This is a genomic window from Ruegeria sp. YS9, from assembly GCF_024628725.1.
GTDB lineage: Bacteria > Pseudomonadota > Alphaproteobacteria > Rhodobacterales > Rhodobacteraceae > Ruegeria > Ruegeria atlantica_C.
Map to the genome: position 1 here is coordinate 196746 of NZ_CP102409.1, position 12446 is coordinate 209191.

17 protein-coding genes are annotated in these 12446 nt (G+C 57.9%); 15 read left to right on the forward strand and 2 right to left on the reverse strand.

Annotated features, from left to right (window positions below):
- Nucleotides 1-230: 230 nt before the first annotated feature.
- Nucleotides 231-1193 carry a malate dehydrogenase gene (gene mdh / locus NOR97_RS00995; protein WP_117870353.1) on the reverse strand — a complete coding sequence of 321 codons (963 nt, stop codon included), beginning with the start codon at nt 1191-1193 and terminating at the stop codon, nt 231-233.
- A gap of 167 nt (nt 1194-1360) precedes the next feature.
- Between mdh and NOR97_RS01000 the strand changes: the two genes are divergently transcribed.
- Complete coding sequence (locus NOR97_RS01000; protein WP_257599953.1) at nt 1361-2116, forward strand: sulfite exporter TauE/SafE family protein; 756 nt, start codon at nt 1361-1363, stop codon at nt 2114-2116.
- On the opposite strand, the gene NOR97_RS01005 is transcribed toward NOR97_RS01000, so the two are convergent.
- Nucleotides 2117-2422: a hypothetical protein gene (locus NOR97_RS01005; protein ID WP_257599954.1), complete on the reverse strand. Its 306-nt coding sequence runs from the start codon at nt 2420-2422 to the stop codon at nt 2117-2119.
- A 171-nt stretch (nt 2423-2593) separates the two neighbouring features.
- On the opposite strand from NOR97_RS01005, the gene NOR97_RS01010 reads away from it, so the two are divergent.
- The 14 genes from NOR97_RS01010 to NOR97_RS01075 all read left to right on the forward strand — a co-directional run bounded on the left by NOR97_RS01010 (nt 2594) and on the right by NOR97_RS01075 (nt 12410).
- Nucleotides 2594-3451, forward strand: coding sequence for a CoA ester lyase (locus tag NOR97_RS01010; protein ID WP_257599955.1), 858 nt, complete (start codon nt 2594-2596; stop codon nt 3449-3451).
- 6 nt (nt 3452-3457) lie between these two features.
- Nucleotides 3458-4012, forward strand: coding sequence for an NnrU family protein (locus NOR97_RS01015; protein ID WP_171119697.1), 555 nt, complete (start codon nt 3458-3460; stop codon nt 4010-4012).
- A gap of 12 nt (nt 4013-4024) precedes the next feature.
- Nucleotides 4025-4231, forward strand: a complete 207-nt coding sequence (locus NOR97_RS01020) for a DUF1737 domain-containing protein (RefSeq protein ID WP_170346365.1) — start codon at nt 4025-4027, stop codon at nt 4229-4231.
- Nucleotides 4231-5259 (forward strand): MaoC family dehydratase, encoded by a 1029-nt coding sequence (locus tag NOR97_RS01025; RefSeq protein ID WP_257599956.1) that lies wholly within the window; start codon nt 4231-4233, stop codon nt 5257-5259. Before NOR97_RS01020 ends, NOR97_RS01025 begins: the two co-directional genes overlap by 1 nt.
- A 54-nt stretch (nt 5260-5313) precedes the next feature.
- Nucleotides 5314-5976 (forward strand): DUF1194 domain-containing protein, encoded by a 663-nt coding sequence (locus tag NOR97_RS01030; protein WP_257599957.1) that lies wholly within the window; start codon nt 5314-5316, stop codon nt 5974-5976.
- A gap of 214 nt (nt 5977-6190) precedes the next feature.
- Nucleotides 6191-6577 carry a succinate dehydrogenase, cytochrome b556 subunit gene (gene sdhC, locus NOR97_RS01035; RefSeq protein ID WP_170346368.1) on the forward strand — a complete coding sequence of 129 codons (387 nt, stop codon included), beginning with the start codon at nt 6191-6193 and terminating at the stop codon, nt 6575-6577.
- Between the two features lie 13 nt (nt 6578-6590).
- A complete protein-coding gene (gene sdhD / locus NOR97_RS01040) occupies nt 6591-6962 on the forward strand; it encodes a succinate dehydrogenase, hydrophobic membrane anchor protein (protein ID WP_117870336.1) in 372 nt (123 codons plus the stop codon).
- 18 nt (nt 6963-6980) lie between these two features.
- The gene (gene sdhA, locus NOR97_RS01045; protein WP_257599958.1) at nt 6981-8786 is read left to right on the forward strand and encodes a succinate dehydrogenase flavoprotein subunit; all 1806 of its coding nucleotides are present in this window, start codon (nt 6981-6983) and stop codon (nt 8784-8786) included.
- 23 nt (nt 8787-8809) lie between these two features.
- Nucleotides 8810-9409 carry a class I SAM-dependent methyltransferase gene (locus NOR97_RS01050; protein WP_170346370.1) on the forward strand — a complete coding sequence of 200 codons (600 nt, stop codon included), beginning with the start codon at nt 8810-8812 and terminating at the stop codon, nt 9407-9409.
- A 132-nt stretch (nt 9410-9541) separates the two neighbouring features.
- Nucleotides 9542-10183 (forward strand): sulfotransferase, encoded by a 642-nt coding sequence (locus NOR97_RS01055; RefSeq protein ID WP_170346371.1) that lies wholly within the window; start codon nt 9542-9544, stop codon nt 10181-10183.
- Nucleotides 10184-10214: 31 nt separating this feature from the next.
- Complete coding sequence (locus NOR97_RS01060; protein ID WP_257599959.1) at nt 10215-10994, forward strand: succinate dehydrogenase iron-sulfur subunit; 780 nt, start codon at nt 10215-10217, stop codon at nt 10992-10994.
- A 121-nt stretch (nt 10995-11115) separates the two neighbouring features.
- The gene (locus tag NOR97_RS01065; RefSeq protein WP_170346373.1) at nt 11116-11256 is read left to right on the forward strand and encodes a hypothetical protein; all 141 of its coding nucleotides are present in this window, start codon (nt 11116-11118) and stop codon (nt 11254-11256) included.
- 49 nt (nt 11257-11305) lie between these two features.
- Nucleotides 11306-11500, forward strand: coding sequence for a hypothetical protein (locus NOR97_RS01070; protein ID WP_170346374.1), 195 nt, complete (start codon nt 11306-11308; stop codon nt 11498-11500).
- Between the two features lie 46 nt (nt 11501-11546).
- On the forward strand, nt 11547-12410 hold the full coding sequence (locus tag NOR97_RS01075; protein ID WP_257599960.1) for a DUF1989 domain-containing protein: 864 nt from the start codon (nt 11547-11549) through the stop codon (nt 12408-12410).
- Nucleotides 12411-12446 lie beyond the last annotated feature (36 nt).

Consider the following 12446-nt stretch of genomic DNA (forward strand, 5'->3'; position numbering starts at 1 on the left):
ATGGGTTTTTAGCGAAGATTTTCGCTATTTGTGATCACAGTATTTTAGGGTGTGATCACAAACTTTCCGATGTGGCAAAACGATTCGAAAAAACGGCGCAGCATAAGAAAATCATATTCGAAAAAAGGGATTTGCGGCGTTTGCGCCAACATTTGCGACCGGGCATGCACGGGCCAAACGAAAACCGGCCCTGAAACGGGCCGGTCTCAAACTCGGATTGTATGGCTGACTTACGCCAGCGAGCTGTCGATGCCCTTGCACGCGTCGATCAGGCCCTTCACGGCGTTCACAGAGTTGTCGAACCCTGCCTGCTCGTCTTCGTTCAGCTTGATGTCGACGATACGCTCGACACCACCAGCGCCGATGACGGTCGGAACGCCGACATAGAGGCCATCGACGCCCAGTTCACCATTGCAATAGGCCGCGCATGGCAGAACGCGTTTCTGGTCTTTCAGATAGGCCTCGGCCATTTCGATCGCCGACGTTGCAGGCGCGTAATAGGCCGACCCGGTTTTCAGCAGGCCAACGATTTCCGCGCCGCCGTCACGGGTGCGCTGCACGATGGCGTCCAGTTTCTCTTGCGTGGTCCAGCCCATCTCGACCAGATCAGGCAACGGAATACCGGCAACGGTCGAGTAGCGTACCGACGGCACCATGGTGTCGCCGTGGCCGCCCAGCACGAACGCGGTGACGTCGCGCATCGAAACGTTGAACTCTTCCGACAGGAAATGTGCAAAGCGGGCCGAGTCCAGCACCCCTGCCATGCCACAGACCTTGTTGTGCGGAAGGCCCGAGAATTCGCGCAGGGCCCAGACCATGGCGTCCAGCGGGTTGGTGATGCAGATCACGAACGCATCGGGTGCGTGGGCAGCGATGCCTTCACCGACCGACTTCATGACTTTCAGGTTGATGCCCAGCAGATCATCGCGGCTCATGCCCGGCTTGCGGGCCACACCTGCGGTCACGATGCACACATCCGCGCCGGCGATATCGGCATAGTCGCTGGTGCCTTTCATCGAGGCGTCGAACCCTTCCGAAGGGCCGGATTCCGCGATGTCGAGCGCCTTGCCCTGCGGCAGTCCGTCTGCGATGTCAAACAGGACAACGTCACCCAGTTCTTTGACAGCTGCGAGATGTGCAAGCGTGCCGCCGATGTTCCCCGCGCCGATCAGCGCAATCTTGGGTCTGGCCATTTGGAATTTCTCCATATCCGGTCGGTATTGAAATCGCGGTTGTGCTAGTCGTTAAAACGTCAATAGGCAAGAGTTCTGCGACGTGGCATACAACCGCATACTGTTTGCAGGCCCTGCTTTGATTGCGCTAAACGGCCTTTGACACAAGCCAAAACCGGGACTGTCACATGTTCGAGCTGAACCTGATGTTTTTTGCCGTGGCGATCCCTGCCGTGATCTTTGCCGGCATTTCAAAGGGCGGTTTCGGTTCCGGCGTGGCTTTTGCGTCTTCGTCGATTCTGGCCTTGATCCTGACACCCGGGCAGGCTTTGGCCTTGATGCTGCCGATTCTGATGGTGATCGACGTGGCCACGTTGGGTCCTTATTGGAGACGGTGGAGCTGGCCGGATTCACGTCTGCTGATTCTGGGCGCGGTGCCCGGCGTGGCGATGGGAGCATGGCTTTATCGTGCAACGGATGATGATCTGCTGCGCCTGCTGATCGGTGGAATCTCTGTCGGGTTCGTGATTTGGCACATGGCGCAATCGCAAGGCTGGGTGCGGGGGTTTGCCAGGCGACTGCCGCCGTCTTCTGGTTTGTTTGCCGGGCTGGTCGCGGGTTTCACAAGCTTCGTCAGCCACGCCGGCGGCCCCCCGGCGGCTGTCTATCTTTTGTCGCAACGGCTGACCAAAACCGAGTTTCAGGCCAGCACGGTATTGGTTTTCTGGGTGATCAATATCGCGAAATTCGTACCCTACGCTTATCTGGGCATGTTCACATGGCAGACGTTGTGGGCGGACTTGTTGCTGACACCCTTTGCGATCCTGGGGGCATGGCTGGGCGTTCGGGCGCATTTCATGTTGTCCGAACGCCTGTTCTTCGGGCTCGCCTATGTGCTGCTGACACTCACCGGCAGCAAGCTGATCTGGGACGCGCTTACCTGATCAGGCATTGGGGGGTAGCGCCTCGGCCACCTCTTCAAAAGCCTGACCAGAAGCCACAAGGCAGGTGATCCCGTTGGGCAAAGTCACCGTGATCGTCCAACTGCCGGTTTCGTTCGAGGCAAAAAGCTCCATCACAGCGCCTTTCCGGGCCAGTCCCAAACCCCTGCGCGTTTCACCATAGGCCTCGTGCAAGCGCTCCAGCACAGCTTCTTTGGGCGCACAGTTTTGACCCTGAGCGTGCACATGTTGCGCGGCCAGGACCATGATCCCAAGCCCCATCGTCATCTTGAACACCGTCTTTTGCATCCCGTACCCTTTTTTGATTCCAACTGCCGATCAGGGTGGGTGGCAAGGGACGAAATCCGGTTAAGGGAACGCACGTTGCGTCGGGTTTGCTGCGGTGCGGCGATTTTAGGCTTGAACTTTCCTGCAAAAAATGCCCCATTCCGCGCAACTTTATTTCAATGGGAGTGGTCCATGGATCCTCGTCAGCGCCCCTATCGTTCGGTTCTCTACATTCCTGGTTCGAAGGACCGGGCCCTGGACAAGGCCCGTTCTTTGCCTGTGGATGCGATCATCTTCGATCTGGAAGATGCAGTTGCAGCGGACGAAAAAGAAAACGCACGCGAAACGCTGAAAGGGGCCTTGGCCGCCGGGGGGTATGGGGCACGGGTCAAGATCGTCCGGATCAATGGGCTGGATACCGAATGGGGGCGTGCCGACGCCGAGGCGGTGCGCGACATGGATGCCGATGTTGTCCTGTTGCCCAAGGTGAATGCGGCGGCTGACGTGGATGCACTGGCGGCGATCACCGGAGAATTGCCGATCTGGGCCATGATGGAAACACCGCGCGGAATGCTGAACGCCGCCGAAATCGCCGCGCATCCGTTGATGGCCGGGTTCGTGATGGGCACAAACGATCTGGCCAAAGAACTGCAAACCCGCTTCCGTCCTGATCGCTTGCCGATGATGACTTCACTGGGTCTGTGCCTGTTGGCCGCCAAGGCCGAAGGTCTGATCATCATCGATGGCGTGTACAACGCTTTCAAGGATACCGAGGGTCTGGCCGCCGAGTGTGCGCAGGGCCGAGACATGGGCTTTGATGGCAAAACGCTGATCCATCCGGCCCAGGTCGATGTGGCCAACACGGCCTTCGCGCCATCTGATGACGAGATCGATCTGGCCCGCCGTCAAATCTCGGCATTCGAAGAGACCGAAGCGCAAGGACAGGGTGTTGCCGTCGTGGATGGCAAGATCGTTGAAAATCTGCACGTTGCAACGGCCCGCGAAATTCTGGCAAAAGCAGAGGCGATTTCAGCTTTGCAAGCGGGGTAAGCCAGCATGGGCTTTTTTCTTCTGATCTTGGGCGTGGCACTGTGGTGGGCGGCGCATCTGTTCAAACGTGTGGCGCCTGAACGCCGCGCCGCTATGGGCGACGGGGGCAAGGGGGCAGTTGCCCTGGCGCTGGTCGCGTCGATCCTGCTGATGGTGTTCGGCTATCGCATGACCGACTTCATCTATGTCTGGGCGCCGCCGACCTTCCTGATTCACGTCAACAATCTGTTGGTCCTTGTCGCGATCTACATGATGAGCCCAGCGGGCACCAAAGGTCGGGTGCTGAACAAGTTTCGCCATCCGATGCTGGGTGGGTTCAAGCTGTGGGCCTTTGCGCATTTGCTGGTGAACGGAGATCTGGCCTCGATCATCCTGTTCGGCGGTCTTCTGGCATGGGCTGTGGTGGAAGTCATTGTAATCAACAAGTCCGAACCCGACTGGACGCCGGGTGAGCCCGGTACTTACGGCAAGGATGCGATGTTCTTTGTGGCCTCGATCGTTCTGCTGGGGATTATCGGATATATCCACGGCCTGGTCGGTCCGTCTCCGTTCGGCTCATGAGGACCTGACTCCATGGCGAAACTCTATCGTTTGTTGACCGAAGAAGACACGTCAGCCTTCTGCCACAAGGTGTCGGATGCGTTGGCAAAGGGATGGGAGCTGTACGGCGACCCGTCCTATGCCTTTGACTCGGCCAGCAACGTAATGCGGTGTGCGCAGGCTGTGACCAAAGAGGTCGAAGCCGACTATTCCCCCGACATGAAACTGGGACAGCAGTAATGGTAAAAACAAATCCGGGCCGATTTTTCGAGGATTACTCCGTAGGACAGGTACTGCAACACGCCGTGCCACGCACAGTGACCGAGGGCGAACGCGGTTTGTATCACGCGCTTTATCCCGCGCGTCACGCGCTGTATTCCTCGGACGAATTTGCCCGGGATTGTGGTTTGCCGGAAAGTCCGCTTGATGATCTGGCCGCGTTTCATCTGGTGTTCGGCAAGACAGTACCGGATGTCTCGCTGAACGCGGTTGCCAATCTTGGCTACGGCGAAGGCCGCTGGCTGAAACCTGTCTACGCCGGTGATACTCTGCGGTCCGTATCCGAGGTGATTGGTCTCAAACAGAATTCCAACGGAAAAACGGGTGTCGTTTGGGTCCGCACCCGTGGATTGAACCAATTGGACGAAGTGGTCATCGAATATGTCCGTTGGGTCATGGTGCGCAAAGCAGACGTGAATGCGCCAGCGCCCGAAACGGTTGTTCCCGAATTGAAGAAGGCATTGACACCTCAGGATCTGATCGTGCCCGAAGGTCTCGATTTCTCGAATTACGATTTCGCGTTGGCCGGTGAAGCGCATCGTTGGGGCGATTATGAAATCGGTGAGAAAATCGACCACGTGGACGGCGTCACCTTGGAAGAGGCCGAACATATGCTGGCCACGCGATTGTGGCAGAACACCGCCAAGGTGCATTTCGACCTGACGTTCCGCCCGGAAGGCAGGTTGATCTATGGTGGGCACGTGATCTCGATGGCGCGGACCTTGTCGTTCAATGGACTTGCGAACGCGCAGATGATTGTTGGCCTGAATGGTGGCGCGCATGCCAACCCCTGTTTCGCGGGTGACACGATCAAGGCCTGGTCCGAAGTCCTGGATAAAGCGGAAACCGGTGTTCCCGGCGTGGGTGCGATCCGTCTGCGCCTGGTGGCGACAAAGGGTGGCGATCCGTTCGTGTTGAAGACTGACGAGGGCCGGTATTTGCCCGATGTGCTTCTGGACCTCGATTATTGGGCACTCATGCCGCAGTAAGAGAACTGACGGTAAAGTGAGCCATTTGCGTGCAAGCCGTGCTAGGCTTGCACCATGCATCTTCTGCGCGCGATACTAGCCAGTATTTGTCTGGCCCCGTCGGCTCAGGCCTGCGATCTGGCATTGGCCCTGGCGGTTGACGTTTCCGGCTCGGTCGACAGCAACGAGTACCGCATCCAGATGGACGGGCTGGCCGCCGGTCTGCGCGACCCGATCGTGTCCGAGGCGCTGGTGCGGGGGCAGGCGCAGTTGATGCTGGTGCAATGGACCGGGTCATCGCGCCAGCAGGTCACGATCCCCTGGACCCGTATCGACAGTTTCGCGGCGTTGGATCGTTTCGCCGATCAGGTTGCCGCAGATCCACGCATCTGGCGGAATTTCTCGACGGCGATAGGTGAGGCGTTGCACACGACGCTGGACGCTTTTGATTCCGTTTCCGATTGCAAGCGACGTCTGATCGATCTGTCGGGGGACGGCGTATCCAATGAAGGGGTCGAACCAACGCAGGTTCATGCCGCTCTGCGCAACCGCGGCATTGTCGTCAATGCGTTGGCCATCGAAGAAAGTGAACCGGATCTGACGGCCTATTTCTTCGAGAATGTCATCGTGGGCGAGGGCGCTTTTGTGGTTTCGGCCTCGGGCTTCGCGGACTATCCGGAACGAATTCGCAAAAAACTGCTGCGCGAAGTGACGCAGCAAACGGCGGGCCTGAAATGACAGTCAGGAGATTCGTGATCACATGCCTTTAGTGTTGAAATCGCTAACATTGATGACGGGGAATGTAAAATGTGATCACGACAATATTTTGTGTGATCACATACCTGAATAATCCGCCAATTTGCGCTGAATTTAGTGGTTTTTGCACCCGCAGCACGTGACAGTGTCGCAAAAACCAGTAAAACGTTCGGTAGCCAACCGAAAAGGAGCCGCCATGGCCGATGTAAATCGGGGCAATCGCCCACTTTCGCCGCACCTGTCGATCTATCGTCCACAGCTGACGTCGGTCACATCCATCCTGACACGCATCACCGGAAACGCGCTTCTACTGGCGGCGCTGTTGATCGTCTGGTGGTTTCTGGCCGCAGCAACGTCGCCCGAGGCCTTCGCCGTTGCGAACGGAGTGATTACTTCGGTGCTTGGCGACCTGGTGATGGCTCTGTCCGTTTGGGGTCTTTGGTATCACACGCTGGCCGGTGTGCGGCACCTGATCTGGGACAATGCGGTTGGTCTGGACCTTCCCACAGCGACAAAGCTGGGCTGGGCGGTTGTCATCGGATCGGTCGTTCTGACCCTTCTGACCCTTGTCATCGTCGCGTGATTGGAGGCCTGACATGCGTTATCTGACCGACCGCAAACGCGCCGCTGGCCTTGGCTCGGCGAAATCCGGCACAGCCCATTTCTGGGCGATGAAAGTCAGCTCGGTGGCTCTGCTGATCCTTGTGCCTTTGTTTGTCTTCACCTTCGGCCCGGTTCTGGGTCAGCCGTTTGACGTGGTGCTCGAGTATTACTCGCGGCCTTTCCCAGCCATCGTGGCAGCATTGACGCTGGCGGTTGGCTTCAAACACTTCGCAGACGGTGCGCAGGTGATGCTTGAGGACTATGTTCACGGCACGCTTGAAAAGGTCCTGATCATCTTGGTGACCTGCCTGTCCTACGGTGCGGCTGCGGCCGGCATCTTCGCCATCGCGCGCATTGCCCTTTAATTCCCGGAGCTGAAAGAAATGGCTGCATACGAATACGAAACGCATGAATATGACGTGGTCGTTGTCGGCGCCGGTGGGGCCGGTCTGCGGGCGACATTGGGTATGGCGGAACAAGGCCTGCGTACGGCCTGCGTGACCAAGGTTTTCCCAACCCGTTCCCACACCGTGGCCGCGCAGGGTGGCATTGCCGCATCGCTGTCAAACATGGGCCCCGACCATTGGCAGTGGCACATGTACGACACCGTCAAGGGCTCGGACTGGTTGGGCGATACCGACGCGATGGAGTATCTCGCGCGGGAGGCACCCAAGGCAGTCTACGAGCTGGAGCATTATGGCGTGCCGTTCAGCCGGACGGAAGAGGGCAAGATTTATCAGCGCCCCTTCGGTGGGCACACCACTGAATTCGGAGAAGGTCCTGCGGTACAGCGCACCTGTGCAGCCGCCGACCGGACCGGCCACGCGATTTTGCATACGCTTTACGGGCAGTCGCTCAAGAACAACGCCGAGTTCTATATCGAATATTTCGCCATCGACCTGATTATGTCCGAGGACGGCCAGTGTCAGGGGGTCGTCTGCTGGAAGCTGGACGACGGCACCATGCATGTCTTCAACGCCAAGATGGTGGTTCTGGCGACCGGCGGCTATGGCCGCGCCTATTTCAGCGCCACCTCGGCCCATACCTGCACCGGCGATGGCGGCGGCATGGTGGCCCGTGCTGGGCTGGCCTTGCAGGATATGGAATTCGTTCAGTTCCACCCCACCGGCATCTACGGGTCAGGCTGCCTGATCACCGAAGGTGCGCGCGGCGAGGGCGGTTACCTGACCAACTCGGAAGGCGAACGGTTCATGGAGCGCTATGCGCCCCAGTACAAGGACCTCGCGCCGCGCGACTACGTTTCGCGCTCGATGACCATGGAAATCCGCGAGGGACGTGGAGTAGGGGCCGAAGGAGATCACATTCACCTGAACCTCAGCCACTTGCCTGCCGAGGCTCTGGCGGAACGCCTGCCCGGCATCTCGGAAAGCGCAAAGATTTTCGCGGGTGTGGATGTCACCAAGGAACCGATCCCGGTACTGCCGACAGTGCATTACAACATGGGCGGTATCCCCACGAACTATTGGGGTGAGGTTCTGAACCCAACTGCCGACGATCCGACTGCGGTCGTTCCCGGTTTGATGGCCGTTGGCGAAGCCGGCTGTGCCTCGGTCCACGGTGCGAACCGACTGGGGTCGAACTCGCTGATTGACCTCGTGGTCTTTGGCCGGGCGGCAGCGATCCGGGCCGGCAAGGTTGTCGACGCCGAATCCGCCAACCCGGTTCTGAACCAGGCGTCGGTCGACAAGGCGTTTGACCGTTTTGATGCGGTGCGCAACGCCAGCGGCTCAATCCCAACCGCCGAACTGCGGCTTGAGATGCAAAAGACCATGCAGGCGGATGCGGCCGTGTTCCGAACCGCCAAGACCATGGCCGAAGGCGTCGAGAAGATGACAGCGATTGCCGCAAAGATGGACGACCTGAAGGTCACAGACCGTTCGTTGGTCTGGAACAGCGATCTGATGGAAACCCTTGAACTGACCAACCTGATGCCAAACGCGCTTGCCACCATCGTCGGTGCCGAGGCCCGCAAGGAATCCCGTGGGGCCCACGCGCATGAGGATTTCAGCGAGCGCGATGACAAAAACTGGCGCGTTCATACGGTCAGCCGGGTTGAGGGCAACAAGGTTGAGCTCAGCTACCGTCCGGTCATCGTTGATCCACTGACGACCGAAGAACAAGGCGGTATCAGCTTGCAGAAAATCGCGCCCAAAGCGCGGACGTTCTAAGGGCTGGTCAGGAACAGGGCGAGATGGCAGAGTTTTCTTCGACCGATTATTGGCAACGCCGATATGAGCACGGCAAGACCTCGGGTGCGGGGTCTTACGGGCGTCTTGCTGTCTACAAAGCGAATTTCATCAACACGATGGTCGAGATGGAAGGCGTGGAATCGGTTGTAGAATTGGGATCGGGCGACGGAAATCAGGCGCAATTGTTTGATATCCCGAAATATACCGGCTTGGATGTCTCTGACCTCTGCGTTCGGCGCTGCAACGAAGTTTTTCGATCCCGCCCCAATTGGGTGTTCAAAAACGCCGATTCCGAGGTTGAGCCGCATGACGTTTCTCTTTCGTTGGATGTCATTTATCATCTGACCGAGGACAGCGTTTTCGACAACTACATGCGGCGGCTCTTCGGGTTGGCACAGCGTTATGTCGTTATCTATTCGTCGGATTTTGACCTGAACCCTTCCAACCAGCATGTGCGCCATCGCCCGTATTCCGCCTGGATAGAAGACTTCATGCCCGGCTGGCAGCTCTATTGTGAAGAAGAGAACCCGTTTGCCGTCAAAGGGCATGCCCATGCCTCAAAGAACAGCTTCGCCGCGTTCAAAGTGTTCGAGCGGAGATGAACGAGTGACTGGCGCAAGCACCATATCGCCCCGGGAAGCCAAACAAGCCGCTTTTGATCCTGTCAAATGCCGGTGGGGCGTTCAAAAAAGCGCATGCCATGATGAAATCCCAGGCGCATCGCGGCGTATGCTATGCTGGTGCTTGCAATGACGGTCGAGAAACTCCAATCCGGGCAAAGTGATCCCAAGATCATCCTGATCGGCTTGAACCGATGTGCGACGACCTCGTTTCACATGCTGTTTCAGAACAGCGGGATTCCTTCGGTGCATTGGGAAGATGACCAGGGTCTAAACCTTGCACATCGCATGGTAACCAATATTGCCATGGGGCGCAGACCGCTGGATGGGTTTGGTACAGTCCGGGCCTTCACTGATATCGCCTTCGTCAATTCGCGCTTCATGCTGGACGGCGCGCGGTTCTTTCGAGAGCTGCACGCGGCTTACCCGGACGCCTATTTCTTGCTGAACACGCGCAATCGCGATGACTGGATCGCATCACGTGCCAACCATTCCGGCGGTAGGTACCTTGAGCGATGCTGCAAGGCCAATGGACAGACGGCCGACCAGGTGAAGCGGGGCTGGGCGCATATGTATGACGTGCACCATTCCGAGGTCGAAGCTTTCTTTGACGACAACCCGCGCTTTCTGCGTTTTGATATCGACCGGGACGACCCGCAAAACCTTGCGGATTGGCTTTCTCCGGATTTCGACGTGAACATCGCCCATTGGGGGCATTATAACCGAGGGGCGTCTGAACGCGCCCGGACAGGCTGAAAGGCGGCCTTGTGCTGAATGGAGAATTGACATGGTTCAACTGACCCTGCCCAAGAATTCCCGGATTACCACCGGCAAGACCTGGCCAAAGCCGGACGGCGCCACGAACGTGCGCAAGTTCCAGATCTATCGTTGGAACCCCGATGACGGGCAGAACCCGCGTGTCGATACGTATTTCGTTGATATGGATACGTGCGGTCCGATGGTTCTGGACGCGCTGATCAAGATCAAGAACGAGATTGATCCGACCTTGACGTTCCGCCGGTCTTGCCGCGAAGGCATCTGTGGATCCTGCGCGATGAATATCGATGGGATCAACACACTGGCCTGTATTTATGGTATGGATGAGATCAAGGGTGACGTGAAAATCTACCCGCTGCCGCATATGCCGGTGGTCAAGGACCTGATCCCTGATCTGACCCACTTCTATGCCCAGCACGCCTCGATCATGCCGTGGCTGGAAACCAAGACCAATCGCCCTGCGAAGGAATGGAAGCAATCCATCGAAGACCGCAAGAAACTGGACGGTCTTTATGAATGCGTGATGTGCGCCAGCTGCTCGACCTCTTGCCCCAGCTACTGGTGGAACGGCGACCGCTATCTTGGCCCCGCGGCCTTGCTGCACGCCTATCGCTGGATCATCGACAGCCGGGATGAGGCGACGGGTGAACGTCTGGATGAGCTGGAAGATCCGTTCAAGCTCTACCGCTGTCACACAATCATGAACTGTGCCAAGACCTGTCCGAAAGGTCTGAACCCGGCCAAGGCGATTGCCGAGATCAAGAAGATGATGGTCGAGCGCTCGGTCTAACCACGAGCGCGATTTGCGGTTTTCGCATGTCCATCTTGCAAAATTAGGCGATGCAGCCCCGGCTGCATTGCCTTATTTTTTGGGCAGGGAGGAGTGATGAGTTTTAGTCAGGATCACTCCAATGAGCAAAGAAACATCCAAACGGAAAACCGACGCCCAAGAAGCGCTGGACCTGCTTGAACAGGCATGGGCCTATTACACGCCAGAACCTGCGAAGGCTGACAAGGAACCAGAGCTTTTCGAATACGCAAACGCTGCCTGATACGGGCGGCAAGACTTGAAAACCGACGGTTTATCGGCAAAGCAGAGGGATGCCTGTTCTTCTGCTTCTTCTGGCGACCGGCGTGTTTGCCTATTTCCTCTGGCGCTCGCGCCATTCCGGGCTGACACGTGATTGCAGGTGGCGGCAGGACAAGAGCCACGGCATCTGGCGGTGCAGCTTCTGCGGTGCCGAAATCACTGCGCTGGACCAACCATTGCGGTGTTTGCGGGCGCGTGATCCCTGAAAGATAGTGCTTTTCGCGGGCTGAATAATGCGCCACTCTGCCCGGCATGAAAGTTTCAGAAAACACTGTCCACCCTCCCGAAGATGCCGAAGCCCGACGCGCGGTTGCCCCTGTCATCTGTTACCCGAACGAGGCATTGCCGCGACCGGATGTGCGCTGGATGAGGTCCCTTCGCGAACGCGCAAGCAAAACGGGCGAAGTGCTGGTGCCGCCACGTGATGCGCGTTGTTTTGAAGTGCCTGCCGGCCATTTCTTTCGCATCACTTCCGTCGAGGGGCCGCAGGTTGGCGATCTGAACCTGTGGAACCGAAACGACTTGTCGGAACGCTTCTATTCCGGAAAAACCCGGGCGCTGCATGGCACGCATCTGACCACCGGAGAGCGGATATGGTCCAGTTTCCCGCATCTGCGCCCGATGGCCACGATTATTGCGGATACGCTTGAGTGGTACGGAATCGATCCCTATGGGGGGTCGGTTCATGACGTCATCGGCACGCGATGCGATCCGTATACGGGCAACCTTTTGTCCGGCACGCAATACCACCATTGCTGCCATTCCAACCTGACCCGCGCGCTTGCGGATCACCTCAATATTCCGCTGACCGAAGCCGAACCAGCGGTGCACGACGTACTGAACGTTTTCATGTGTACCGGTTTCACCCGCGACACGGGTCAATACTTCATGAAAGCCTCACCCGTACGTCCCGGAGATTTTCTGGAGTTCTTTGCCGAGATTGATCTGCTGGGCAATCTCAGCGCCTGCCCGGGCGGGGATTGTTCGTCCGAGCATTCCTCGGACACAGCTGCGTGTTACCCCTTGCTGGTCGAGGTTTTTGCTCCGGCTAGAGGCGATTTGGAGGGGTGGGACAGCCCCGCGAGCAATGGTTATGATCGCTCGCACGGGCGTTAGGATCGGCAGGCACCAATACTTGGTACCTGCGCTTTG